The sequence below is a fragment of the Curtobacterium sp. MCPF17_021 genome (assembly GCF_003234605.2).
Classification (GTDB): Bacteria; Actinomycetota; Actinomycetes; order Actinomycetales; family Microbacteriaceae; genus Curtobacterium; species Curtobacterium flaccumfaciens.
This window is the reverse complement of the sequence record NZ_CP126252.1, coordinates 3351987-3375986: the sequence shown is the minus strand read 5'-3', so window position 1 is coordinate 3375986 and position 24000 is coordinate 3351987. Positions and strand designations below refer to the sequence as shown.

24 protein-coding genes and 1 tRNA gene are annotated in these 24000 nt (G+C 67.9%); 12 read left to right on the top strand and 13 right to left on the bottom strand.

Annotated features, from left to right (window positions below; all coding sequences use genetic code 11):
* Nucleotides 1–60: 60 nt before the first annotated feature.
* From DEJ29_RS15890 to DEJ29_RS15875, 4 genes are all read left to right on the top strand, one after another.
* Nucleotides 61–756: an iron-dependent transcriptional repressor DtxR gene (locus tag DEJ29_RS15890; protein WP_110863077.1), complete on the top strand. Its 696-nt coding sequence runs from the start codon at nt 61–63 to the stop codon at nt 754–756.
* Nucleotides 757–998: 242 nt separating this feature from the next.
* Nucleotides 999–1970: a C40 family peptidase gene (locus tag DEJ29_RS15885; protein ID WP_111054075.1), complete on the top strand. Its 972-nt coding sequence runs from the start codon at nt 999–1001 to the stop codon at nt 1968–1970.
* 352 nt (nt 1971–2322) lie between these two features.
* Nucleotides 2323–2817 carry an HNH endonuclease gene (locus DEJ29_RS15880; protein WP_027466591.1) on the top strand — a complete coding sequence of 165 codons (495 nt, stop codon included), beginning with the start codon at nt 2323–2325 and terminating at the stop codon, nt 2815–2817.
* Nucleotides 2818–3125: 308 nt separating this feature from the next.
* The gene (locus tag DEJ29_RS15875) at nt 3126–4271 is read left to right on the top strand and encodes a TIGR03364 family FAD-dependent oxidoreductase (protein ID WP_111096039.1); all 1146 of its coding nucleotides are present in this window, start codon (nt 3126–3128) and stop codon (nt 4269–4271) included.
* Nucleotides 4272–4361: 90 nt separating this feature from the next.
* Here the strand turns inward: DEJ29_RS15875 and DEJ29_RS15870 are convergent, their stop codons facing one another.
* On the bottom strand, nt 4362–5054 hold the full coding sequence (locus tag DEJ29_RS15870; RefSeq protein ID WP_111096040.1) for an HAD family hydrolase: 693 nt from the start codon (nt 5052–5054) through the stop codon (nt 4362–4364).
* A gap of 215 nt (nt 5055–5269) precedes the next feature.
* Between DEJ29_RS15870 and DEJ29_RS15865 the strand changes: the two genes are divergently transcribed.
* Nucleotides 5270–6373 (top strand): epoxide hydrolase family protein, encoded by a 1104-nt coding sequence (locus tag DEJ29_RS15865; protein WP_111096041.1) that lies wholly within the window; start codon nt 5270–5272, stop codon nt 6371–6373.
* 13 nt (nt 6374–6386) lie between these two features.
* Nucleotides 6387–6458, top strand: a tRNA-Arg gene (locus tag DEJ29_RS15860).
* A 135-nt stretch (nt 6459–6593) separates the two neighbouring features.
* Here DEJ29_RS15860 and DEJ29_RS15855 read toward each other — a convergent pair.
* The 3 genes from DEJ29_RS15855 to DEJ29_RS15845 form a co-directional block, all read right to left on the bottom strand.
* On the bottom strand, nt 6594–7805 hold the full coding sequence (locus DEJ29_RS15855) for a tyrosine-type recombinase/integrase (RefSeq protein WP_111096042.1): 1212 nt from the start codon (nt 7803–7805) through the stop codon (nt 6594–6596).
* Nucleotides 7805–7999 (bottom strand): helix-turn-helix transcriptional regulator, encoded by a 195-nt coding sequence (locus DEJ29_RS15850; protein ID WP_111096043.1) that lies wholly within the window; start codon nt 7997–7999, stop codon nt 7805–7807. The genes DEJ29_RS15855 and DEJ29_RS15850 overlap by 1 nt, the downstream gene beginning before the upstream one ends.
* Nucleotides 8000–8589: 590 nt before the next feature.
* Entirely contained in the window at nt 8590–9039 is a 450-nt protein-coding gene (locus DEJ29_RS15845) for a hypothetical protein (protein ID WP_111096044.1), read from the bottom strand.
* Between the two features lie 919 nt (nt 9040–9958).
* On the opposite strand from DEJ29_RS15845, the gene DEJ29_RS15840 reads away from it, so the two are divergent.
* The 3 genes from DEJ29_RS15840 (at nt 9959) to DEJ29_RS15830 (ending at nt 12973) form a co-directional block, all read left to right on the top strand.
* Nucleotides 9959–11416 carry a hypothetical protein gene (locus tag DEJ29_RS15840; protein ID WP_111096045.1) on the top strand — a complete coding sequence of 486 codons (1458 nt, stop codon included), beginning with the start codon at nt 9959–9961 and terminating at the stop codon, nt 11414–11416.
* A gap of 313 nt (nt 11417–11729) precedes the next feature.
* Nucleotides 11730–11936, top strand: coding sequence for a hypothetical protein (locus DEJ29_RS15835; protein WP_146248409.1), 207 nt, complete (start codon nt 11730–11732; stop codon nt 11934–11936).
* Between the two features lie 302 nt (nt 11937–12238).
* Nucleotides 12239–12973, top strand: a complete 735-nt coding sequence (locus tag DEJ29_RS15830; protein WP_111096047.1) for a GAF and ANTAR domain-containing protein — start codon at nt 12239–12241, stop codon at nt 12971–12973.
* 7 nt (nt 12974–12980) lie between these two features.
* On the opposite strand, the gene DEJ29_RS15825 is transcribed toward DEJ29_RS15830, so the two are convergent.
* A complete protein-coding gene (locus tag DEJ29_RS15825) occupies nt 12981–13124 on the bottom strand; it encodes a hypothetical protein (RefSeq protein ID WP_181438292.1) in 144 nt (47 codons plus the stop codon).
* Between the two features lie 460 nt (nt 13125–13584).
* Here DEJ29_RS15825 and DEJ29_RS15820 point away from each other — a divergent pair, with 460 nt between their 5' ends.
* Entirely contained in the window at nt 13585–13797 is a 213-nt protein-coding gene (locus DEJ29_RS15820) for a hypothetical protein (protein WP_146248410.1), read from the top strand.
* Between the two features lie 40 nt (nt 13798–13837).
* Here the strand turns inward: DEJ29_RS15820 and DEJ29_RS15815 are convergent, their stop codons facing one another.
* Together DEJ29_RS15815 and DEJ29_RS15810 are read right to left on the bottom strand one after the other, a co-directional pair.
* A complete protein-coding gene (locus DEJ29_RS15815) occupies nt 13838–14839 on the bottom strand; it encodes a GAF and ANTAR domain-containing protein (RefSeq protein WP_284173881.1) in 1002 nt (333 codons plus the stop codon).
* 482 nt (nt 14840–15321) lie between these two features.
* Nucleotides 15322–15534, bottom strand: a complete 213-nt coding sequence (locus tag DEJ29_RS15810; protein ID WP_111096074.1) for a hypothetical protein — start codon at nt 15532–15534, stop codon at nt 15322–15324.
* Between the two features lie 232 nt (nt 15535–15766).
* Here DEJ29_RS15810 and DEJ29_RS15805 point away from each other — a divergent pair, with 232 nt between their 5' ends.
* Complete coding sequence (locus DEJ29_RS15805) at nt 15767–16714, top strand: AraC family transcriptional regulator (RefSeq protein ID WP_146248412.1); 948 nt, start codon at nt 15767–15769, stop codon at nt 16712–16714.
* 133 nt (nt 16715–16847) lie between these two features.
* On the opposite strand, the gene DEJ29_RS15800 is transcribed toward DEJ29_RS15805, so the two are convergent.
* The 3 genes from DEJ29_RS15800 to DEJ29_RS15790 form a co-directional block, all read right to left on the bottom strand.
* A complete protein-coding gene (locus DEJ29_RS15800; RefSeq protein ID WP_111096076.1) occupies nt 16848–17633 on the bottom strand; it encodes a class I SAM-dependent methyltransferase in 786 nt (261 codons plus the stop codon).
* Nucleotides 17634–17764: 131 nt separating this feature from the next.
* Complete coding sequence (locus DEJ29_RS15795) at nt 17765–18751, bottom strand: aldo/keto reductase (RefSeq protein ID WP_111096077.1); 987 nt, start codon at nt 18749–18751, stop codon at nt 17765–17767.
* Between the two features lie 34 nt (nt 18752–18785).
* A complete protein-coding gene (locus DEJ29_RS15790) occupies nt 18786–19685 on the bottom strand; it encodes a helix-turn-helix domain-containing protein (protein WP_111096078.1) in 900 nt (299 codons plus the stop codon).
* Nucleotides 19686–19808: 123 nt separating this feature from the next.
* Here DEJ29_RS15790 and DEJ29_RS15785 point away from each other — a divergent pair, with 123 nt between their 5' ends.
* On the top strand, nt 19809–20651 hold the full coding sequence (locus DEJ29_RS15785; protein WP_111096079.1) for an SDR family oxidoreductase: 843 nt from the start codon (nt 19809–19811) through the stop codon (nt 20649–20651).
* A gap of 547 nt (nt 20652–21198) precedes the next feature.
* Here the strand turns inward: DEJ29_RS15785 and DEJ29_RS15780 are convergent.
* The 3 genes from DEJ29_RS15780 to DEJ29_RS15770 form a co-directional block, all read right to left on the bottom strand.
* A complete protein-coding gene (locus DEJ29_RS15780; protein WP_111096081.1) occupies nt 21199–21675 on the bottom strand; it encodes a GNAT family N-acetyltransferase in 477 nt (158 codons plus the stop codon).
* A 212-nt stretch (nt 21676–21887) separates the two neighbouring features.
* The gene (locus DEJ29_RS15775; protein WP_111096082.1) at nt 21888–23207 is read right to left on the bottom strand and encodes an MFS transporter; all 1320 of its coding nucleotides are present in this window, start codon (nt 23205–23207) and stop codon (nt 21888–21890) included.
* 94 nt (nt 23208–23301) lie between these two features.
* Nucleotides 23302–23979, bottom strand: coding sequence for a ribonuclease FAU-1 family protein (locus DEJ29_RS15770; RefSeq protein ID WP_111096083.1), 678 nt, complete (start codon nt 23977–23979; stop codon nt 23302–23304).
* Nucleotides 23980–24000: the final 21 nt, after the last annotated feature.

Sequence of the window (24000 nt, the reverse complement as noted above, 5' to 3'; positions counted from 1 at the left end):
TGTTCGTCGGTGCGAACAAGTAGTGTGGTCGGCGCTGGGCCCAGACATGAGAGGCGGACCGTGACCGATCTCGTCGACACCACGGAGATGTACCTTCGCACCATCCTCGACCTCGAGGAAGAGGCGATCGTGCCGCTGCGCGCGCGCATCTCCGAGCGCCTCGGACACTCGGGCCCGACGGTCTCGCAGACCATCGCCCGCATGGAGCGCGACGGCCTGGTCGTCGTCTCCGGCGACCGGCACCTGGAGCTCACCGACGAGGGACGTTCCCGCGCCACGCACGTGATGCGCAAGCACCGCCTGGCCGAACGCCTGCTGGCCGACGTCATCGGACTCGACTGGGCCTTCGTGCACGACGAGGCCTGCCGGTGGGAGCACGTCATGAGCGAGCAGGTCGAGGTCCGCCTGCTCGAGATGCTCGGCAACCCGACGGAATCCCCCTACGGCAACCCCATTCCCGGGCTCGCCGAGATCGGTGGCCCCGCGGCCGCCGGGTTCCTCGACGGCGTCCAGAACATCGTCGCCGCGACCGAGGGCACCGACGCCGTCACGACCGGGGTCGTCCGACGCCTGGGCGAGCCCGTGCAGTTCGAACCGGAACTCCTGCACCAGCTCCGCACCGCCGGGGTCATGCCCGGGCGCATGGCGAGCGTGCAGCGTGCGGGCGCCTACGTCGCGGTCCGCGTCGAGGGCGAGGACTCGGGCATCGAGCTGCCGATCGAGGTCGCGCAGCACGTCTACATCGAACGCGGCTGACCGTTCCTGGTCGTTCCTGAGAGTCTTTACCGTTTCGTTACCTGCGGGGCGTTTGGTCTCGACTCGGTAACGACGCTTCCGTACACTCGTCCGAGTCGCCGCGCTGCCCCTGAGCCGGAGACCCGTGGCAGGACGTCTCGAACCCGTCTCCTGCCTCGATCGGAAACGATGACGAACGGATGGGGTTGCTCACCGCCGGACACCCACGGCGGCGTGATGACGAGACGTTGGAGACACACCTCTTGACGCAGACCGGTACCGCCGCGGACGACCAGACGCCCGCGAACCCGACGAACACCGAGAACGCCACCACCGCCCCGCTCACCCGGCGGGCCGTGCGCGAGACCGAGGGCCGCCCGGTCCGCAAGGTCGTGCCGGTGCGCTCCGCCCCGCTGCCCGGTGGTCGTCGTGCCGCGCAGGCCGCCGCAGCCGCGAGCACCGCGAAGGCCAGCTCCTCGTCGCGCAAGCGCAAGTTCCTCGCGCCGGTCGTCCTCACCGTGGCCGCCGGCATGTTCGGTACGGTCGCGGTCGCCCCGGCCTTCGCCGCGACGACCTCCAGCAATTCGACCGCCGTCGCCGACGCCCAGCGTCAGGTCCGGGCCACGCAGAGCCAGGAGCTGTCGGTCTCCGACGCCGTGGCGCTCGCCGACACGAGCCGTGACGGCTTCGGCGCGACGTCCACCGCGACGCTCGACGCCGAGAAGGCCGCGAAGCAGGCCGCCGCCGACCAGGCTGCCGCAGCGAAGGAAGCCGCCGAGCAGGCCGAGCAGACCCAGACCGCCCGCGCCGCGACCGCGAAGCAGTACTCCTCGTACACCGGGCCCACCGCCGCCGAGTACGCGGCCAGCTCGTCCGCCGCCGACACCCCGTTCTCGCTGCCGGCCGTGGTCGCCACGGGCAAGCAGTACATCGGCACCCCGTACGTCTTCGGTGGCGCGGACCCGTCGGGCTTCGACTGCTCCGGCTTCATCATGTTCGTGTACGCCCAGTACGGCATCAACCTCGCGCACTCCGTGCCGCTGCAGGACCAGGCCGGCACCACGATCCCCGAGTCCGAGGCGCAGCCCGGCGACGTCGTCATCTTCAACAACGAGGCGCACGACGGCTTCTACATGGGGAACGGCATGATCATGGACGCCCCGAAGCCCGGTGGCACCGTGCAGATCCGTCCGATCTGGACGAGCGACTACCACATCGTCCGCTTCGGCATCTAGCGACCACTGCCCCTCCGGCGTGTGAACTTCACCGGAACCGGCCCGCACACCCTCGTGCCGGGCCGGTTTCTGGGTTAACCTGACGCTGCACCGGTCCGCACCGGCGCGAACAGGAGACCCTCATGTCGATGTTCCGCACGACCCGCACCATGGGTCGGCGCGCGCGCGTCGACATATGGTCGAGCACAGCCTGCGTGCACGAGCACGCCCCTGCATGACGAGAGCACTGCCCATCCGGGTGGTGCTCTTCGTGGTTCCAGGGGTGTGAACAGGTCGTCCTCACCCGTTCGCGTCGTCGGTCCGACGCACCCGCAGCGCCTGGAAGCCGTCCAGGCACGTCGGAAGGGAACCCATGCGCACTCTCGTCCTCAACGCCGGTTACGAGCCCCTCGCGGTGATCTCGTTCCGACGAGCCCTCGTGCTGGTCATGAACCAGAAGGCCGCCATCGTCGCCGCCGACGTCGAACACCCCGTCACCGGGTCGACGTCGAGCTACGACCGTCCGTCCGTCATCATCCTCACCCGCTACGTGCGCATCCCGCACTCCAGGCTCGTGCCGGTGTCCCGTCGCGGTGTGCTGCGTCGGGACGGCAACCACTGTGCCTACTGCGGCCGGCACGCCACCACCATCGACCACGTGCAGCCGCGGTCGCGCGGTGGGCAGGACTCGTGGGAGAACCTCGTCGCCTGCTGCCTGGCCTGCAACAACACCAAGGGCGACCGCACCCCGCAGGAGATGGGGTGGCGTCTCCGGTTCCCGCCGAAGGTGCCGCACGGGTCCTCGTGGGTCGTGCGCGGCATCGAGCGCCCGCAGGCGGAGTGGGACGAGTACCTCGTGGCCGCGTAGCGGCCGTCGGGTCACGCTTCGTGAGCAGCAATGGTCGGGTCGGTCAGGTCGACCCGACCATTGCTGCGCACCATGTGCGGACGGGAGGCCCGTGGCGACGCCGCCACGGGCCTCCCGTCCGCCGGTTGCAACGCCCGTCGGGCGGCGCCGCGACCACCTGACCTGAACGGGCTGTCGGGACAGGGACCGATCGATTTCACCTGCCGTCCACGCCGTGTGCACCGGGACGGAACCCCGCCCCACCGGTTGCCTGCGACAGTTGCGACGTCCGCACCGGACCGGCGCTTCGCTCAGCCCGAAAGGTCACCATGCCCCGCTCCGCACGCACCTCCCTCGACACCGAGAAGGACCACCAGCCGCTGACCGAACGGTACGACGTCGTCGTGGTCGGCGCGGGCATCGTCGGGCTCGGCATGGCCTACGAGGCGCTCCTGCAGGGCGCCCGGGTCGCGGTGGTCGATCGTGCGGGCGCGGTCGTGGGGGCGAGCGTCCGGAACTTCGGCCACGCCTGCGTCACCCCGCAGACCGGGGAGGCAGCCGGGTACGCGCAGGAAGCACGCCGCCGCTGGCTCGCACTCGCGCAGCTCGCCGGGTTCACGGCCCGCGAACGCGGTGCCCACGTCGTCGCCCGTCGTCCCGAGGAGCTGGCGGTGCTCGAGGAGTACCGCGACTCCGGCGCGGACCTGCGGCTGGCCGACGCGGCCGAGATCACAGCGGCGGTGCCGGTCGACCCCGGCTCGGCCCTCGGCGGCGCGCACCTCGCGCACGACCTGCAGGTCGACCCCCGGGAGGCGGCACCCGCGATCGCGCGCTGGCTCGCCGGGCAGGGGATCACCTTCCACTGGCGCACCTCCGTGCTCGAGGTCACCACCGGCGCCGTCCGCACCGGTCGCGGCATCGTGGAGGGGACCCGGATCGTCGTCTGCACCAACCACGACCTCGACCAGCTCTTCCCGGAGCTCGCCGAGTCGATCGGCCTGGTCCGCTGCCGGCTCCACATGCTGCGTGCGACGATCCCGCTCGCCTTCCCGCTCGCCACACCGCTGCTGACCGGGTGGTCGCTGCTGCGCTACTCGGGGTTCGCCGCGATGCCCGGAGCGGCTGCCCTGCGGGACCGGCTCGCCGCCGACCTGCCCGAGGGGATCCGCTGGGACCTCAACCAGATGTACACGTCGCCGCCGGACGGCAGCGTCATCGTCGGCGACACCCACGAGCGCGGGGTCGATGCGCCGCCGTTCCAGGACGAGGACGGCTTCCGGCTGCTCGTCACCGAGACCGAGCGGCTGTTCGGTGCGCCGGTCTCGGTCGTCGACCGGTGGCAGGGCGTCTACGCCTCGGCCCCGGGGCGGGAGTTCCTCATCGACCAGCCGGTCCCCGGGGTCGACGTCGTGACGGTCACCACGGGCATCGGCATGACGACCGGCCTCGGCATCGCACCGACGGTCCTCGGCTGAGGGAGACCGTCAGTCGCGGAGCATCCGACCACGCCCGCGAACGGTGCGGCCCCGGTGGCCTGTGGCACCGGTGAGGTCGTCACGTGGTCGTCACACCGTGGCAGCTGCGTCGTCGACCTCGGCGAGCACCGACGGCAGCTCGGTGACCGAGTCGAGGACGTGGGTGTGCGCGACCGTCGCGAAGTCGGCGTCCTGGTGCGTCCCGGTCCGCACGCCCGCCACGACGGAGGAGCCGGCGCGGTGTCCCGTGAGCAGGTCGGCGACGGTGTCCCCGACGACCGCCACGTCACGGACATCGTCGGTGCCGGTCCGGAGCACGGCGGTGAGCACCATGTCCGGGTACGGGCGCCCGCGTCCGGCGTCGGCGGGCGAGAGCGCGAGGTCGACCAGCGGCCGCCAGCCGAGCAGGTCGAGCACCGCGTCGCGCGTCGCGGGCGAGAACCCGGTGGTCAGCGCGATCCGTCGCCCCGCTGCGCGGAGTGCGACGAGCGTCTCGACGGCGCCGTCCACCGGCCGCACGCCGCGGTCGAGGGTTCGTGCGTAGGCGCGCTCGAAGGCGGTGTTCGCGGCCTCGGCGCGGACACCGTCACCGTCGAACAGCGCCGTGAACACGGCAATCTTCGACTGGCCCATGGTGTCGACGGCGTACTGCACGGCGCGGTCGTGCTCGGTGCTCCTGCGCTCCAGGCCGACGTCGGTGAGCGCGGTGCGGAAGGCGTCGAGGACGACGCCGCCGTCGTCGACGGTGGTTCCTGCCATGTCGAGGCAGACGAGCGAGATCATGGGACTCCTGGGTACGTGCCGTCGCGCCGGGACCGGCGCGGTCCGACCAGCGTCGACGCACCCCGTTGCGGGCAGAGGATGCGCGGGTGTCCGCCAGGTGAACGCCGCCGGGAGGCTCGTCACGGCCTGTGCGGACATGCAGTCGGTCCGCCAGGGGGAGCGGCCCAGTCCCCGCTCGCCCATCTGCGTCGGTGGCGCTGAGTAGCGTCGGCCGCATGGGCGAGACACCGCACATCGACGGCGCGACCATCGACGACCTGCGCGCGCGGCTGCGCGCCACGCGCTGGCCGGACGCACCCGCCGGGGTCGGCTGGTCGCTCGGCGTGGACCTCGACGTCCTGCGCCCGCTCGTCGAGTACTGGGCCGACGGGTTCGACTTCGACGCGCACCGTGCCGAGCTCGCCGCGCTGCCCTCGCGCCGTGTCGTCGTCGACGGCATCGGCGTCCACGTCCTGCACGCTCGCGCTCCGCAGCCCGACGCCCTGCCGGTCCTGCTCGCGCACGGCTGGCCGGACTCCGGGTGGCGGTACCGCAAGGTGCTGCCGATGCTCGTCGCCGCCGGGTACGACATCGTCGTGCCGGACATGCCCGGGTACGGCTTCTCGGATGCGCCGCCGCAGGTCCTCGACGCCCGGCAGGTGGCCGGCATGTGGGCGACGCTGATGACGGACCTGGGGTACGAGCGATTCGCGGTGTCCGGAGGCGACATCGGCACACACGTCGCCCGCTACCTGGCGCTCGACCACACCGACCGGGTCGTCGCCGTGCACCGCATCGACGGCGGGCTCGCCTGGCCGGGCCTCGACCCGTCGACGCTGTCCGGGGCCGAGCGGGAGTTCGTCGCCGCGACCGATCGGTGGCGCACCGCCGAGGGTGCCTACGCGATGCTGCACCGGACGAAGCCGCAGACCGCGGCCGTCGGGCTGAACGACTCACCCGCGGGTCTCGCGGCCTGGATCGTCGAGAAGCTCCGGGCGTGGAGCGACTGCGGCGGGGACCTGTGGTCGGTCTACACGCGCGACGAGGTCCTGGCGCTGCTGACCGAGTACTGGGCCACCGCCACGATCGGGTCGGCGATGCGGATGTACCACGCGAACGCGGCGATCCCGGCGGAGCAGCTGGAGCGACGGGTCGAGGTGCCGTCCGGCTTCTCGATCTTCCCCGGCGACATCGTGCGGGCGCCGCGGGAGTGGCTCGAGCGCACCACGAACCTCGTGTTCCACCACGAACTCGACCGCGGCGGGCACTTCGCGCCGTTCGAGCAGCCCGACCTGTTCGTCGACGAACTGCACGCGTTCCTGCAGGGCTTCCGCCGCTAGAGTGGTCGGGCCAGCCTCTGTAGCTCAATGGAAGAGCAGTTCCGTCCTAAGGAAACGGTTGGGGGTTCGAGTCCCTCCAGGGGCACAAACAAGCGGAAGTACGGGGGTCCGCAACCCCCAGTTCCACCCAGGTCAACGTTTACTCAACGTTTATGACCGCCGCTCCGGCACGAAAAAGCGGCTGCATCCAAGTGGATGCAACCGCTTCGTCGGGGCGGGGTCAATCGGTCGGCGTTTGCGTCGGGGCGAGCGTCTGCAGGGCTGCTCGCGCGTCAGCGGGTGCCTTCCTCGCCTTCGGCAGGTAAGACTCCGTCGCGGTGGCCTCGCTCGCGTGACCCAGAAGGGCGGTAGCGGCAGCCACGCCACCTTCGTCCGCGGCCGCCCGCCCGGCGGTCCGGCGGAAGGTATGCGGCGTCAACCGCAGGAGGCCCACCCGCTCGCGCACCGTGCGGAGAGAAGTACGCGCACTGCGAGCGCTCACCATTCCGCCGTCACGGCTCACGAGAAGGAAGCCTTCGGGCCGAGCAGCCGAGGCGAGGTTCCCGAGAATCTCGACGACAAAAGGCGGTGCGAATATAGCGCGGGCGCCGTCTGGGCCGCTCTTCGTATGAGCCTGAAGGAACGGTTGGCCGTATGCGGGGGTGATTACGGCGCGCCGGATGTGTACGAGGACTCCATCTGGATGCTCCCACTCGAGATCCCTGGCCTGCAGCGCAATCGCTTCGGAGATACGGAGGCCCAGGCCCAGCATCAGCTCCACCATGGCTGGCACGTACGACCGCTGCCGCATCCCGCGGAGACCCTCGCGCAGCGCTTCGAGGTCCGCCGACCCGAGCCATCGCTCGTCGTCGTCGCGGGGGTCAGCCCTGGGGTGCTCGTTGCTGAGGGGTTTCAAGCCGCTGACCGGGTTCGAGGTACGCCACTCCCACGCCACCGCAGCGCCGAGCATCTGATTAAGCAGCGTACGAGCGTGCTCAGCCTGCACACGGCGAACTTGGCGCTCTTCGAAGAGCCAGCTGGCGAGTACGTCGGCGCGCACGTCCCGCACCGGTGTTTCCCCGAGCTTGGGCAGAATCAGTCGGTCGATGACATCGCGGTACGCCAGACGCGTGTTTTCGGCGAGGCGCCCTGCGCTCTTCATCGCCCACCACTTCTCTGCGAGCTCGGTTACCGTGGGACCACTTGGCCCGGTGGGCTCCTGCTCCAGCTCTGCTTTGAGCGTGGCGAGCTTCGCCTGCAGGGCGCGCCGAGCCGCACCCGCGGTTGCACCTCGCGCTTCGATCTGCTTGGAGGGCCCCCTAGCTACACCGAGACGGGTCTTCGCGACGACATACTTCCTCTGCAGGAGTTGCCCGTCATCTCCGCGTACCGCGGCCACTTCCGTGGTGCTGATTTCACCGTGCTGCCCGGCGGGGAGCTTCTGCCGCCCCATCAGGCGACCCGCGCAGCGTCAAGCCACGTGAGGATGACGGCCCGGTCGTAGCGCACACGGCCGCCGATCTTGAAGTAGGACGGGCCGACTCCGGCGGAGCGCCAGTTGGCGAGCGTCTTTGGGCTTACACCGAGGAGGGCGGCGACGTCGACATCGGAAACGAGGTCTGGGAGAGGGAGGACAGTGGCGGTCACGATGGTGGTTTTCTGTGTGAGGTGTCCCGGCCGCCAGGTGGCCGCCGGGGCACGCGTTCGCGTGCTCTCCTCCTATGCGCGGGAGCGGGAACCAGCGGGACCTCCGGGAGATGCCAGAGAAAGCCCTGGTCAGACTTGCTTGCACCCACTCCGGTCTATCCGCGCATACCTGCATTGTGCCGTTGCTGCATTTGACCCTTCCTGCTGGCCCTGACCGGGCTTTCTTCAGTGTGGATGAGCATGTGCTGTCGGCTGCTGTGCTGGCACATGCTTTCCCAGGGCTCACCGCCACCACTCTTGCTGCTCCGGTCACGTCCGCATGCCAGGCAGCGGAGCGTCGGTACTGAATGCAAGTGCAAGGCCGTACACCGGAGCCGCTGATGAGCGGGCCGCGTACTACGCGCCCCGGCACACACTGGTCGCAGTCTCCTTCTGGAGCCCTCGGCTTCCCACGCTGTACCTGCTATATACGCAACCGCCGGCGGGAGTCGCTCCCGACAGCAACGTGGTGGTCGTGGGCGCCGCGGCCCCGGCGCCCACGATGTTTCGGCTTCTTTGTGAGAGCGGCGTGGTGGATTTTCCGTAGCCGCTCACTCCCGGCTGAGTAGCTCCGCCGCCGCCTGATACGCCGCATTCCCACCAGCACTCACCATTTCGACGACTTCCACCGCCCGCTCGTGCTTCCGGGCCGCTTCCGTGAACTCCGCAGAGACCGCTTCGGCGGCGCCGCGGATGGCGGCACGGAGATGGGCGTCGGCGGGGCTGTGAGCGTCGGTGATGCGGGTTTCGAGGAGGGCGAGAACGGTCCGTGTCGCGCGGGTCACGCTGCCGATTTCGCCGGCTACGAGTGCCGGGCCGCGGTCACCCCAGTGCTCGATGAAGCCCCCGGTGAGGATGAGGGCACGGGGTATCGGTAGGGGCTCGACGGTCTCGAGGAGAAGATGGGCCGCTTGAGGTTCGGCGTCGGTCAGGGCATCCCACAGGGGCCCGTAGAGCTCGAGATCTACATGGCAGAGGAGACGGACCAGAGGCGGTGCCACGGCGCCTTGATATTTGGGGGCTTCGCGCCACCGGCGAATGATTCCGGCTTGCACCCACCGCCGATGTTCACGGACGCGGCGCGCGAAGTGGTCTTTCTCACTCCATCTGAGGTTCACGGGTGAGATATGTGCGGATGCCGTGGGTACGGGCTCAGCTGCCGGCCCCGGCGCAATGCCGGGACCTTTCTCGTGTCGCCCGGGGTCGGCGGGATCTCGCTCGAGCTCAACCAGTTTCGTACCCCGTTACCCGAGCGCGGAGGCCGACGATCGACGCGAGAATCGGCCCGAGCACGATGACGAACAGGACGACGACGAGGACTGCCGCCCGAGCGCTGATACCGCGGTCGTGAAGATGGACAGGAGGCTGAGGAGGCCTGCCTCGGGCTACCGGGTCTTCGTCCGGACATCTAGCTTCGATGGGCTCGTCGCAGGGTCAAACTTCGGGTCCAGGCAGGGCGGACTGCCACCAGGAACCGCCACTGACGCTAGCGCGATAACGGACTCCTTCTGAGGCGGTTGGCCAGAGCACTTCCCCGAGTGATGATTCGAGTTTGGCGATGGTCTCAAGGTCCGGCCAGGTGCGGCCCTCCATCATCGTGCGAAGAGTTCCAGGAGCGACGCCGGCGGTCCGACCTACCGCGCGAACGCTGCCATCACCGATGACTTCCCGAAGCCGGACCGCGAAGCGACGCGCATATTCGCCGGCAAGCACGTCGGACGGTGCTGAGGGCCAGTCTGGCGTCAGCTCGCTGGGGCGCTTCCGCGACGTACGAGGCACATCTGCAGCGTATGGCTAAGGGCTGACGTGTCGGCGCCTCGCCCTACCCTGAGGCCGTAGGAGACGGCCAAAAGGGGCAGTGTGACCGAAGCAAGGAACGTTCGTGGGTCCGCGCAGTCCACTGGCGCTGAGGACCTGTCGATGCTGAAGGTGGACCCGGAACGGATCCACGTCGCGAACTGGTTCCTCGGCGGAGTACCAGATGACATGGGCGCGTTCGTTGGCTGGGAACTGATTCGCGACGGCGACGACTTCATGGGGCGAAATGAGGAGAGCGTCTCCGGTTCGAAGCCGAACCTGGTCCGGTGGTCCCGGTTAGGGCTGGAGGCTGACCCTTCCGAGGAGCGCGGCTATCAGCGCGTGGTCGAGCGACTGTCGAAGTACGACGAGATTGGGCCGGCGCCCGGCTCATGGGAACGAGCGGTCCGCTTGCAGCAGACGCTCCTCGAACGCCATCCGACAGAGGCGGTGCAGGCGCTTGCGGGGTTCCGGGCGCTTGTGGTCGGGACGGAGGAGGCAAAGGATCTCCCTGCCGTCCTTGCCGGGGCAACTGCGGGGCTTCGTGAGGTGGTCTTTCCTCATGCAGCGATGTATCTAGTGGAGTCGACGGAGCGCCTCGGCCGGCGATATGGCATTGCGCGCGCGATGCTGAACGTTGGCGACCGTCCGCCGGAGCCCACTGGGGACGGCGACACGTTCACCTCGTCGTTGAAGCTGATGGAGGACATCAACCTCGGGCTCGGTGCTTACCTCGAACCGCTCGTCACGAGCCTCAGTCCGCATGTTTGGGCGACGACCGCGCCCAGGCTCGGAGGTGTGCTTGTGTTCACGTTTGGCAAGGCGGTCGAGCCTCGCCCGCTGCTCGACCTGGACCTTCTCGCACTGTCAGAGCGGTCTGCGCAGATCGAGCCGTTGAAGGATGTGCGGGAGATTCCGCACGCGGCGTTCAAAGCAGCCCTTCGGTGGTGGGTGGATCGGCTCGACTTAGTCTTCTCGCACCTCACCCAGCCGGCCAACTACGTCGTCGACGGGCAGTACCACCCGCCGTCCGCTGTCGAGCGAATGCTCACCTTCGAGCAGTTGTGTCGCTCCGTCCAAGTCATCGGGTCTTCCCGGGACGGTCATGCGCGGCGGCTCGCGCTCTTCCATACCCTCGACTCACTCGCGGGCCTCAACCGCACACTCACACGTGATCGAGCGACCACCCTCTCGAAGATGGAAGCTGTCCTCACCGACCTCGAATCGACGCTCCCCGAGGATGTGCAACTCGTCCTTTTGCCGCGTGCTCGCGCGGCCGTGGGGGCACTGCGCGACGTGGGGAACGGGTTCTTCATGCGGGCACGACTTCGGGACGGGGGCGTCATGTTGCCCGACAAGAACGGCATCGACGTCCTCGTGCCGCTCGCCACCGCCGCTCGTGAATGGCTCACCGCGCTCCGCAACAGTCAGCACGGAATGGACAAGACCCCGACCGCGCGCACCCGGGCGTTGCTCGCTGCGCACTCCGGCGCCCTCGACCCACGCATCACCGACCTCGCCTGGTTAGCGCTCCTCGAGGTGCTCGCGCATCCCGAGCTGCTCCTTCGGCGGTCGCGGTGATCGGTTCCGAAGGCCGGAACGAGTTACTTCCTCGCAGCACGTCGATGTCAACGTCGAAGCGGTACCGTCGCCGCGCCCTCGGCTGTGTAGCGTTTAGCGCCCCTTCACCGGGCTTTTTTGCGGGACAGGCATACGGCAATACCCCTGGTCAGGCGCGAGTGGACAACGAGGCCCGGTGCTGGCAGCAACTGTGGTGTAGCGGTGAACGACCGGCAAATGGGACGCTTTCACCGGGCCTCGTCACTGGACGTGTGCTGTTGTCCGCGAGACGGGTCGGACGCCACTTCATGACGGCGACGATAGATTCGAACTCATGACCCCTCGACGTGTTGTACTCGTGACGCTGGGGGCACTCGTTGTCATCATCGGCTTCGTGTTGATAGCCCACTCGGACGGCAGGCTCGACCGGCTGGTGGCGGTTCTCGTCATCTTCGTCGGGTTCGCTCTAGTCGTGTTCACCACGGCTCGACCGGGCCAAGCGGCGCTCGCCCGCTACTGGAGCAAGTACGAGAAGAAGTAGCCGCGACACATGTCCCTCCTGCCGGACCGTTGAGCGATCCCCTACCGGAACGACCACGAGCGACCGAGACGACGTTCGGTAGCCCCCCTTCCGGGCAAGCAAGGCGTATAACGCTTGGATCGTGGTGCATTCATGACGTGCTCTCTGACGCCAACTCACCGGGGGTCGGACACGCAGCAGCACCCCACGCAACGTGAGCGATGCCCTGACGCTACGTCGCGGCCGCTCGTGCCGTTCATCCCCGACCCGCATGCGCGTTACGGCTGGTAGGTTCGCGAACTGTCCCGCTGTACAGTCCGACCATGACCAGGTCAGAGGCACATCGAGGTGAGGACCGCTTCGAGCGCCTCTCCGTGGGCCTGAGCAGTGTTCTGAACCCCGACCTCGAGGTCCTCGACGCCATGGACCGCGTGATCGCGGCGTGCGTGGAGCTCACCTCAGCAACGGAAGCGGGGATCGTCCTGGGCGATGCGTCCGGGACCTTGCACGTCATCGCTTCGACGAGCGAACGCACGAGCGATGCGGAAGAGGCGCAGCTCGGCACGAACGAGGGATCGTGCTTGGACTGCTTCCGGACCGGGAAGACGATCGACGTGCCCGACGTCACCACCCACGAGATCGTGTGGCCGACGTTCGCTGAGACGATGCACGAGAGAGGGCTTCGCGGGACCTTCGCCGAGCCGATCCGCCTACGCGATGGGACCATCGGTTCGCTGTGTCTGTTCGCCGACCACACCGACGGGCACGACGACCGCGACGTGGTTCTGATCCAGCTGCTCGCCGACGCGGCATCCGCCGCGCTCGTGCGGCAACGCGATGCCGGCCGGTTGCGCACCTTCGAGGAGCAGATCGACGACGCAATCCAGGCACGAGTACTCGTCGAGCAAGCGAAGGGGGCCTTGGCGTACCGACGCGGCATCCGGATTGACGAAGCCTTCCAAGTCCTACGTCGAGCAGCGCACACAGCCGGTGGCGGCATGCGCGCGAGAGCCGAGGACGTCGTCCACCACGGCGCCGACCTCAGGGAAACAGCCTGAGGGGCGCCTACTGCCGGCCAGTGTCTCCCGGGGCCGTCGAAGTCGATCTGGACGGGTCCAGCGACCTGATGAATTCGTCGTAGAAGTCGTCGAGCCAGTACGGCTCCTGGGCGATCCGGTCCTGCGGATCGCGCGGCTTGGCAGCGATCATGCCGGGAATCTACGATGCGCCACAAGCAAGCTCAACCCGTCCCACGTCACGCGGATAACGGGCCAGGGGCGCAGCGAAGTGAGCCCGGACCGCTCAGCGCGGAACGTTCAAACGGTGTTTGCCGGGCGATCGCGCCCCGACCCGAGCGTCAGGGGGAACGGCTCCAGGGTCGGAGCGTCGATGCTCAGTGCGGGCCTGCGCGCTCAGGAAGCACGACCGGGTGTGGCTCGCTTACAACGAACCTACCGGTCCTCTTTTTGGCGGACAAGCCTTAGCCGGCCCCCATTCGGGCAGGACACGAAGATGCAGCCTGGCATTCAGCGGCTCGGAGCACACTTTCCTACCGGGCGGCGGCCTCCGGGGTGTCGTCCCGGAGGAAGCCACTGTCGGATTGGGTGGGCACGGTGCCTTCGCGTCGGCCGACTTGCTCCGGCCATGAGCGCGTCGGAAGAATCATGGGATGCGGTGGAACACGGGATACGACCCGGACGATGACGGCGAACTTCAGGTAGCCGGGGTGGAGGCAGCAACGGCGCGCGATGCTGTCTCGCGACTCCGTGAGGTTGTTGGTACTGAAACCGAGGTGCTGTATGTCCTCCAAAATCCGGTCCCTGCCCAGGACGACACCGAGACATATGAGGCGTTTCTGCAGGACCCGAACCCAGCCAGCTGACCCGCTCTCCTGAACGCGGGGGCACGTGGACGAGGGCGTGTCAAAGACTGCCGTCGAGTCGTTCGCCGCGGTGGATCACGTCGTCGGCGAGTTCTCGGAGTCCTCGTCCGGCGCTGCGTGCGCCACTGCGGAGCAGCTGGAAGGCTTCGTCGATCGCGATGTTCTGTCGTTGTGCGAGGGCGCCCTTGGCTTGTTCCACCGTGACTCGCGCGGCGATGGCGTCCTCGACCTGTTCGTCGAATGTCCGCAGCCGTCCGTGGTCACGTTGCCGGACGAGGGCGGCGGACGCTGCGTCAGCGAGCAGCTGAATGAAGACGACGTCACGGTCGTCGTGGCCCTGGTCGTGGGTGGCGAAGACGCACAGCGACCCGATCGTTGCTCGTCGCAGCCGGATGGGTTCGGCGAAGGTGCCGACGAGGTTGCGGGCGTGCATCGTCTCGACGAACTGGGGCCAGTCGGAGGCGTGTGTGGAGACGTCCGGGACGTCGATGGTCTCACCGGTCCGGTAGCAGTCCAGGCACGATCCTTCGTTGGTTCCGAGTTGCGCTTCTTCGGCGTCGCTGCTGCGTTCACTGGTCGATGCGATGACGTGCAGTGTCCCGGTGCGGTCGGCGAGGACGATGCCGGCTTCGGTGGCGGAGGTGCAGCGCACGCAGAGCTCGATCACACGGTCCATCGCGTCGAGGACGTCGAGCGTGGGGTCGAGCACCTCCTCGAGGGCTGCCGCGAGCCCGTCGAACCGGTCGGGGTGTTTGGCCGCGTTCATGTGGCGGGTGAACCGGTTGGTGCGTCGGGTGAGTTCGGCGACGAACGCGTCGTCGTCCGGCTCCAGCTCGTCGTCTGGGGCGGGCTCGGTCATGACGGTGGTCACCGGACCGAGAAGGAGACCGACGGTGGTGGCAACACCGTGTGCGTCAGCGGTGGGGACGTTGATGATGTCGGTGGTGCTGTTCTGCGCGAGGACGACGGAGTAGGCAAGGACCGCGTCCGCGATCGCGTCGCCGGTCATGATTCGTGAGTTGCCGTAGACCAGGTACTTCATCCCGTCAGCAAACCCCGGTCGTGCTGACTCTCCACGCACAATGTCCGAGCGCGGGAGATCCCCGGCAGCCGGTCCGCAGGATCCGATGATCGAGGGCGTCCGCAAGTACGAGATGGGAGCTGCCCGCTCTCGTTGGGGTGAGAGCGGGCAGCCGCGTGCGTCCGAGGATCAGGGACTCAGGACGCTTTCGCTTGGGCGGTAACCAGCCGCCCGACCTCATTGGGAACCATCGTCGATAGGTGTTGTATTCCGTGCCGGAGGTTCTCCCGCCATCGGCGGCTCTGGCAAGTGTGAGTGCGATGTGAGCTGCGGCGGGTTGGCCCGGCTGCGCAGGCACTCACTCTGCTGACTGCGCGTCCAGCCCGACCCTGAGTACGGTACGGGAACCCGTGGCGGATCAGGCTGCGGGACGGGCGTTGCCGGTCCGTGTTCGGGTCACGTGATCGGTGACGCTCGCCTCGCGTCAGAGTCTTGCGTGCTGGTCAGGCCTGTTGCGCGGCGATCCAGGAGTACCAGGCGCTGAGTTGTGCTTGCGCGTTGCAGAGGGTGCTGTGTGAACCGTGGACCTGGTTGTCGGTCGTGTGGAGCTCGTACTGGTCGTGGTGCTGGATGCTGCCGACGATGACGCCGTCAGCGTGGGCTGTCCAGTCGGTGCCGGACCCCTCCCGCCAGACGATGCGTTGCGGTCGGACCATGCGTGCGGCTTCCTGTAGGCGTCTTCGCAGAAGACCCGCGAGCTGACGACATCTCTCAAAGTACGCGCCCACGATGTGCGAACAAGCTGTCCTCTCGACCTGGCTGAGCCCACCGCTCCCGGCGACGCCGGAAGCACCTCGTCGAATCCAACCACGAGAGCCGTATCCCGAACCCGTTATCCGTTTTCGGAACCCATGTGCGCGGTGATTGGGTTTTGGTGATGATCGAGTCGTGCCTGAACTGATGCGCCGCGCCCAACGGATGACCCGCACCGGGGACCCAATCGTTGCCGCAAACGCGATCGCTCGCACGCACTCCACACAGAGTGTGGACGTTGACCCGGACGGTGCGGCGTTCATGTTCGAGGAGCGGGTGCGTGGCACCCGGCTGCTGTCACTGGAGACCGCGTCGTGCACGGGGGTGGTCAGCGGCACGATCGAGCCGGACAGCGTGATGGTTCTGGCCTGGTTGAAGTCCGGGCGGGGCACCATCGACGGGAAGCAGGTTCCGATCGGCCGCCCCGTGCTGTACCGGAACGCACCACAACCCGTCCGGTTCGAGTCGTTCCAGAAGGACGTCATCCGCATCGACCGCGCCACGGTGGAACAAGTCGCCGCGGAACGTGGCGAGTGGAACCCGGGACCGCTCGAGTTCCATCCCCACCACGTACCGGAGGGCCCGACACTGGCCGCCTGGTGGCTGATGGTCCGCACCGTCGCCGCGGAGGTACTCGCCGGGCCGGACGAAGTCTCCGAGGAGCGCGAACGACAACTGGCCCGGTTCGCCGCCGGCGGCCTCCTCACAGCAATTCCGCACTGGCCCGTCGGTCAGCACGCCCCGCCCACCACCGCGGGCACACGATTCGCACGAGCGGAGGCATTCCTCCTCGAGCACGCCAGAGAACCAATCACCGTCGCGGACATTGCCGAGGCGGCCGGGCTGAGCGTCCGTGGCGTGCAGGCCGCGTTCAACCGCCACCACGGCATCACACCGCTGGCCTACCTGCGACACATCCGACTGCTCCTCGCGCGGGAGCAGCTCGAGTCCGACAACGACCTCAGCGTCGCGGAGGTCGCCCGGTGGGCTGGGTTCGCCCACCTCGGACGGTTCGCCGGAGCGTACCGGGACGAGTTCGGCGAGCTGCCCAGGCAAACTCGGCAGGCCTCCCGCAGCTGGTAAAGACCGTCCCACCGAGCGGGACTGCAACGGCCGGACTTGGCTTCGCATGCTGGTGACGCCGACAGACGCGTCCGGCTAAGCCGTCTTACGGAGCCGACCACGGCACAGCCAAGAGTGTCCGATAGACCATCGGCTACCGAACTGAGGCGTGGGCAACGACCGCTTTGCTCTCGAACGAGAGGACGTTGGAAGGGGCCTGCCGCGTCGCGGCGTCCGTGAAAACGGCCTGCATCCGTCCGCGGCTTTCGTCAGTCTGGCGCGTGTACGTCTGACCGATCGTTGCGATCCCTGCCGTCACCGCTGCCCAGAGGTCGTCGGGGCGGATCTGGAACGTGTACGAGAACAGGCTGCAGTCGACGGTGGTTGCGCCGGCGTTGCGGAACAGCTCGCGGAAGCCGTCGACGCTTCTCGGGAAATCGTCCGCTGGGGGCAATCGGTGTCCGGCGGGCACCGTGACGTCCGCTTCCCTGATGATCATGTTCCAGAACTGGTTGAGCGCTCCGACCGGTTCGGACGGCCAGATCGTCGCGGCGACGGTGCCACCAGGACGGGTGACTCGAAGGAGCTCACGAGCCGATGTGAGCGGGGTTGGTACGTGGTTGAGGACGAAGTTCGCGGTCGTGAGCGCGAACGAGCCGTCGTCGTAGGGCAGGGAGGGCAGCGCCGCAGTTCCGATGTCCACCGTCGGGTAGCGTCCTACAGCGAATCGCACCATGGAGGGTTCCTTATCGCAGGCGGTGACCGCGAATCCGCGTCGGATGAGGACACCCACGACGGATCCCGTCCCTGTTCCGACGTCCAGAGCCGGGTCGTCGCCGACGCTCACGTGGTCCCCGAGCAACCCGTCGATGGCACCTGCGCAGAGCCGCGCAAAAGACCTGTCGTACGCAGTCGCAGTATCAGACCATCCGTCGAGCATGTCTCGACGCTACCCACACAACCGATCCCCGATGAGGGATCGGCTATCGAGACGCGTGGGAACACGCGAAGCGGCCCTACCGCGCCGCTCGCGCAGTAGGGCCGCTTCGTTGTGGTGGCGGCAGCAGGCGCTCAGAAGCCGCCGGCGGGGCGCACCAGGTAGTGCTCCTCGAGTGCGGTGACCTCGTCCCCAGTGAGGTCGATGTCGACCGCGGCGGCAGCGTCGTCGAGATGGTGCGGCTTCGTCGCGCCGATGATGGGAGCGCTCACGACCGGGTTGTTGAGGACCCAAGCCATCGCGATCTGCGCCATCGGCACGTTCCGCGCCTCGGCGATCTGCTGCACGGCGTCGATGACGGGCCGGTCACGCTCGGTGTCGGCGAAGAAGCTGTTACCGACCGGGTCGTCGGAGGAGCGCTTGGTCTGCTCACCGGCGGGGCGGGCGACGCGGCCCTTGGCGAGGGGGCTGTAGGGGATGCTGCCGACGCCCTGGTCGGCGAGGAGACCGAACATCTCACGCTCTTCTTCCCGGTAGAGCAGCGAGTACTGGTCCTGCATGGACACGAACCGGGTCCAGCCATGCAGGTCCGCGGCGTGCTGCATGTTGGCGAACTGCCACGTCCACATCGCGGAGGCGCCGATGTAGCGGGCCTTGCCGGCCTTGACGACGTCGTGGAGCGCTTCCATCGTCTCTTCGATTGGCGTTTCGGGGTCGAAGCGGTGGATCTGGTACAGGTCGACGTAGTCGGTGCCGAGCCGGGTGAGGGATGCGTCGATCTGCTGCATGATCGCCTTCCGGGACAGGCCGGCGACGTGCAGGCCAGGGCCGACGCCGGGCTTGTCGGAGAAGTGCGCCTTGGTCGCGAGGACGATTTCGTCGCGGTTGGTGAACTGGCGGAGCGCTTCGCCGACGATGCGTTCGGAGTCGCCGTAGGAGTAGACGTTGGCGGTGTCCCAGAACGTGATGCCGAGGTCGAGGGCCTGCCGGAAGTAGGGCAAGGCGTCGTCCTCGGGGAGGGACCACTGCAGGTGGCCGCTGGCGGGGTCGCCGAAGCTCATGCAGCCGAGCGCGATGCTGCTGACCTTCAGTCCGGAGGTGCCGAGGCGGGTGTACTTCACGGGTGGGTCCTTTCGATGGGCACGACGAGGCGACTCATGGTTCGGTCGTTCGGGGTTCCTTCACGCTCGCGGCGTCCTTCGTCGCAGCCCAGTGCGCAAGGAGTTGCAGGCTGTCGTCGGAAGGTGATCCCGGAACTGCGATGTAGGTAATCAGGGCGAGCCCGCTTCGAGAGCTGACGTCCAGTGACTCGAACGTCAGGTCGAGGTCGCCGACGATCGGGTGGTGCACGAGCTTCTCGCCCGACCGGTGCTCCCGCACCGTGTGACTGGCCCAGAGCGTGCGGAACGCCTCGCTTGCCAGTGACAGCTCCCCGACGAGGGCAGCGAGTGCACGGTCCGCCGGGGCACGGGCCGCCTCGGTTCGGAGCACCGCGACGCTCTGCTCAGCGACGCTGTCCCAGTCGCGGTAGAAGTCGCGCGAGCGAGGGTCGAGGAAGATGTACCGGCCGAAGTTGACCGACCGGCCAGGAGTACCGAACAGGTCGATGTAGAACGCACGCCCCAGCGGGTTCGACGCGACCACGTCGAGCGTGGTGTTCTGCACGATCACCGGAATATGCGTCATGCTGTCCACGATCTGCTGCACGCCCGCACTCACGCTGCCCGGTTGTGACCGTTGCGCAGAGCGCCGCGGCCGAAGGTGGGTGGGCGCGTTGGCGGCTCGAACGAGATCGGCCAGGTGAGCCGCTTCGACGTCGTCGAGGAGCAAAGCACGAGCGACACCGAAGAGGACGCTGTCAGAGACGCCGGTCGCGTTGCCCCGTTCGAGGCGTGTGTAGTACTCGGTGCTGATCCCGGCGACCAGGGCCACTTCCTCACGGCGCAGCCCAGCAACTCGGCGGCGTCCGCCGAAGTCCGGCAGGCCAATCTGCTCCGGCAGGAGCCTGGCCCGCCGCGATGTAAGGAAATCGCGAATCTCCGCCTGAGTGTCCACGCCCCGACGGTACGTCACCGGATTGCCTGCAGGGGGTCCCTGTCAGTGACCGTGTAGACGGAGTCTGTTTCCGGACGTGACGGCGTCGTTCACTTGCGGTGTTCCCGATCGAAAGGCACACCCATGACTGACTCCACCGTTTGGTTCATCACCGGCGCAGCACGCGGGATGGGCATCGACCTGACCCGGGCCGCCCTCGCCGCCGGCCACCGCGTCGTTGCTACCGCGCGTGACGCTGCGAAGGTCACCGAGGTGTTCGGTGAGCGGGAGGACCTGCTGGCAGTGTCGCTCGACATCACCGACGAGGACGCCGCGCGGGCCGCCGCGGACGTCGCGGTCTCCCGCTTCGGACGGATCGACGTGCTCGTGAACAACGCTGGCCTGTTCTACGCGGGGTTCTTCGAGGAGATCAGTCCTGAGCAGATGCGGCAGCAGATGGAGACGAACTTCTTCGGCCCGCTCAACGTCACCCGGGCGGTCCTACCCGTCATGCGTCGTCAGCGCAGCGGGCAGATCGTCACGATCAGCTCAACTGCCGGCCTCGTCGGTCAGGAGTTCGTCGCGGCGTACTGCGCGTCGAAGTTCGCCCTCGAAGGGTGGATGGAGTCCATCCGGTACGACCTCGCGCCGTACGGTGTCTCGACCATGATCGTCGAGCCTGGCTTCTTCCGGACCGAGCTGCTCGTCGAAGGGGCATCGACCATCTGGCCGGAGCTATCCATCGACGACTACGCCGAGCGCACCGCGACGACCATCGAGGCATGGAAGAGCATGAACGGCAAACAGGGCGGCGATCCCACCAAGCTCGCTGCTGGCCTGGTGTCGTTGATCGATTCCGACGAGCCGCCGCTGCGATGGGTCGCGGGCGCCGATGCCGTGCAGACCGGTGTCGACAAAGCCAACCTGCTCCTGCAGCAGGTCGCCGCACACGAGGAACTGTCCTCTTCACTCGCTCACGACGACTGACTCCCTCGACCGGCTACCAGACGTTCTACGACTGTCCGGTAGCCGATCCCCTACCGGAACGACCACGAGCGACCGAGACGGCGTTCGGTAGCCCACCGGCTACCGGGGCGCCGTGCTTGGCTGTCAGACGTGGCAGATAAATCTCGTGGCACTGTGCGTGTCGATGCGGCACTGGAGCACGTGCCCGCCCTCATTCGGTCCGCAGTGGCAGGGATCCCACGGTCCTCGATCACCTACATGGATGACAGCACTGCGATCATCACACGACGGTCGGGCGTCCTGCTCCCCCTTGCCGAGGTCATCACTCTCGGGTTTCGGCCCGCCGAAGACGGTCGGGTGGAGGTTGTGATTTCGGCCGCTCGGCGCGGAGGACTGGCTGCTCCCGACGCAGTGCCGTCTCAATTCGAGAAGTCTCTCTTGGCGTCGATCCGCACAGCCTCGGAGACGGCGACGCACTAGGCGTGCAGTAGCCGATCGGCTATCGAGACGCCGTCGGCGCAGTTCATCGAGCCGGGAGGGCCGCGATCGGTAGCCCTCCCGGCTCCGATCAGAGAGTCCGGGCGTAGTCGACGGTCGGGTACGGGATGAAACCGAGGGATTCGTAGAGGGCTCGTGCCGGGGCGTGGAACTCGTCGCCGCCCGTTCCGATGTGCACCACGGTGACCCCAAGCTCTCCGAGCCTCGTCAGCGCCGCCAAGCAGAGCGCTCGCGCGACTCCGCGCCGTCGAACGTCAGGGTGAACGGCAACCATCTCCAGTCGTCCTGAGGTCGCACCGGTGGTGTTCCAGCCGACGTAGCCGAGCGGTTCGCCGTGTTCTTCCGCCAGTGTAATGAAGCGGCCCTCGTCGGGAGCGAGCAGGGAAGGGACTTCCTGGCGGTAGTCGTCTTCCCAGTGCCCATGGTCGTGCGCGGTGACTTCGGCCCGTAGCTGCGCGAGGGAGCCGGCGAGGAGAGGCCGGAAAGTCTCGATCGTGAGTGCGGTGAGCGCGGGCAGGTCGAGCGGCGTGCAGTCGCGGATGTGCATGGTTGTGCTTCTTTCGTGAGCAGTCTGAAGGCTCCACGCCCGGGGTTGGGGTGGAGGAGAGCGACGGCCAGAGCCGTCCCTTCAGTTGCGCGTGCGCCAGCTCGCGAAGCAGTCCATGTGACCACGGTAACCAGGGGGTGTCAGCCGGGGGAGAGGTGCGTCCTCGCGCGCACCGGTCACCCATCGGTGACCGGACATGTCGGTGCGGATCGTCAGGTTGTGGCGTCGGACTGGTGGCGGAGGCGGGACCACCCTGCGCAGATGAGTGCCATTCCTGCGGCGACCGCCCATCCGACCGACGGGGTCGACGCGGTTGCGATGAGGATGACGACGGCGGTCCCGATCGCTGTTCCGAGCTGCGCTCCGGTGTTTACGATGCCTGCTGCGCTGCCGGCCAAGGCTGCCGGGACGCTGGTACCCAGGCCGGTCGCCGCGACCGAAGCAGCTGCAAGGCCAAGGCCGATCACGGCGACGCCGCCCGCGATCCACGGCCACGAGTGACCGAGAACCGCGAGGACCGCGTTGCCGCACGCGATCGTCGCAGCCCCCACTGCGGCCAACCGGTCCGGTCCGAGTCGGGGAGCGATTCGCCCGGTTGCGACGGATCCGCCGATGACGGCGAGGCTGAATGCCATGAGGACCAGCCCGGACAGCAGTGCTGGTATGCCGAGGCGGTGCTGGAGCACGAGTGTTGCCAGCACCGACGATGAGCTGGTGGTAGCGGTGTTGACGAATGACTGCACCGACCCACGTCGGAGGTTGGCGTTGCGGAACGCAGTCCGCGGCACGAGCGGTGACCGTGCGCGGCGGAGTCGCCAGGCCAACAGCCCAGCGATCGCCAGACCGAGGAGGATCAGTCCAACACCCTGCGGCTGCGTGGCCCGCGCCTCGAGCAGGGCTGTGCCTGCGATGACCGGCATCACGGCCGCGACGAGGAGGACTGCGCCGAGGACATCGAGCCGTTCGGCCCGACCCGGCTCCGGTTCCTCCCGAACGACGAGGGCCACTCCGACGAATAGGAGCGCAGCGACCGGTGCGTTGACCCAGAACACCGACGGCCAGCCGAGCACTGTAGTGAGCAGTCCCCCGATAAGGAACCCGGTTGCGCCGGCTGCGGCGCCCACGGCGCTCCACGCGGCGAGAGCTCGCGACCGGCCCGGTCCAGCAGCCGTTGCGTGAAGGATCAGCCGGAGCGCTGACGGAGCAGACACGGCTGCCGCCGCTCCCTGAACAGCGCGCGCGATGAGCACCTGCGGAAGCGCCTGCGCGGTACCGCCGATGATGGACACGAGGCCGAAGACGACGATCCCGACGAGGAGTATCCGCCGGTGGCCGTAGCGGTCCCCGAGTCGCGCGCCGAGGATCAGCATCGCTCCGAAGAACATCGCGTAGGTCGTTGCCAGCGGGCCAGCGGCCGCCGGATCAGCACCGAGACCATTCAGGATCGCCGGAATCGCCGTGACGACGCTTGTGACGCCCAGCACGTCAACGAACTGAACGAGACAGAGCACGGTCACTACCCCGGGACGCATGCATGCACCGTACGTGAAACGTCGTCAAGGCGACGAGACGCGAGTCCGGTAGCCGATCGTCCACTGGGACACCATCGACACGTAGCTGGGTTGCCTACTGGACTGCGTCCCACCCTGGAGGCATCTGCGGTGCTGACCAGTTCGGTTGCGGTGTCCACTGGGACCAATCGGTATTGAACGGGAACGAGCCAGCGTGCACGGCGGCGGTGGCATCCTCGCCGGTGCGTTCGATCGTCGCGCGGTCCGCGTCGGAGAGCAGGCCCTTGTCCGCGTAGAAGGCGAGTTCGTCTTCGTCCTTGTACCGAATCGACCAGCGACCCTCAGGGTGCCGACGTGCGACGACGTCGAGAGTCCAGTCCTGACTGTCGAAACCCATTGAGGTTCGGACCCATGGCAGTTCGAGGTTGATGTACCAGTCCGGGAGCCACTGTGTCCCGTCGTGCCAGCGCCACACCGACCACGCTGCCCCCTTCGGGTGCACGCGAACCACGGGCGCCCCGAACCAACTGTCTTCGATGTAGGAACCATCCCAGTCGGCGGGGAGGACAAGCCTTGCGTTCGGCCCGCTCCCGACACCCGCTCGGCGGCGGACCGCGGCGCCGAGCGGGCTTGCGACCACGGCGACGTCGCCGTCATCGACGAGCACTCGACCGGCGACTGCGAACGAAACGGCCCGGCCGTGGGACCCGAACGTGTGCAGACTGCGGAGGGCTACGGACTCACCAGCACGGAACGGTTCGCTCCGCACGTCTATCGCAACATCGTCGTGCATCCGGTGATGCTCTCACGGAAG

Coding starts and splice junctions, on each gene's coding strand:
- DEJ29_RS15880 (WP_027466591.1), top strand. CDS start 2,323: ATGCGCACTCTCGTCCTCAACGCCGGTTACGAGCCCCTCGCGGTGATC.
- DEJ29_RS15875 (WP_111096039.1), top strand. CDS start 3,126: ATGCCCCGCTCCGCACGCACCTCCCTCGACACCGAGAAGGACCACCAG.
- DEJ29_RS15870 (WP_111096040.1), bottom strand. CDS start 5,054: ATGATCTCGCTCGTCTGCCTCGACATGGCAGGAACCACCGTCGACGAC.
- DEJ29_RS15865 (WP_111096041.1), top strand. CDS start 5,270: ATGGGCGAGACACCGCACATCGACGGCGCGACCATCGACGACCTGCGC.
- DEJ29_RS15855 (WP_111096042.1), bottom strand. CDS start 7,805: ATGGGGCGGCAGAAGCTCCCCGCCGGGCAGCACGGTGAAATCAGCACC.
- DEJ29_RS15840 (WP_111096045.1), top strand. CDS start 9,959: ATGCTGAAGGTGGACCCGGAACGGATCCACGTCGCGAACTGGTTCCTC.
- DEJ29_RS15835 (WP_146248409.1), top strand. CDS start 11,730: ATGACCCCTCGACGTGTTGTACTCGTGACGCTGGGGGCACTCGTTGTC.
- DEJ29_RS15830 (WP_111096047.1), top strand. CDS start 12,239: ATGACCAGGTCAGAGGCACATCGAGGTGAGGACCGCTTCGAGCGCCTC.
- DEJ29_RS15825 (WP_181438292.1), bottom strand. CDS start 13,124: ATGATCGCTGCCAAGCCGCGCGATCCGCAGGACCGGATCGCCCAGGAG.
- DEJ29_RS15820 (WP_146248410.1), top strand. CDS start 13,585: ATGCGGTGGAACACGGGATACGACCCGGACGATGACGGCGAACTTCAG.
- DEJ29_RS15815 (WP_284173881.1), bottom strand. CDS start 14,839: ATGAAGTACCTGGTCTACGGCAACTCACGAATCATGACCGGCGACGCG.
- DEJ29_RS15810 (WP_111096074.1), bottom strand. CDS start 15,534: ATGGTCCGACCGCAACGCATCGTCTGGCGGGAGGGGTCCGGCACCGAC.
- DEJ29_RS15800 (WP_111096076.1), bottom strand. CDS start 17,633: ATGCTCGACGGATGGTCTGATACTGCGACTGCGTACGACAGGTCTTTT.
- DEJ29_RS15785 (WP_111096079.1), top strand. CDS start 19,809: ATGACTGACTCCACCGTTTGGTTCATCACCGGCGCAGCACGCGGGATG.
- DEJ29_RS15780 (WP_111096081.1), bottom strand. CDS start 21,675: ATGCACATCCGCGACTGCACGCCGCTCGACCTGCCCGCGCTCACCGCA.
- DEJ29_RS15775 (WP_111096082.1), bottom strand. CDS start 23,207: ATGCGTCCCGGGGTAGTGACCGTGCTCTGTCTCGTTCAGTTCGTTGAC.
- DEJ29_RS15770 (WP_111096083.1), bottom strand. CDS start 23,979: ATGCACGACGATGTTGCGATAGACGTGCGGAGCGAACCGTTCCGTGCT.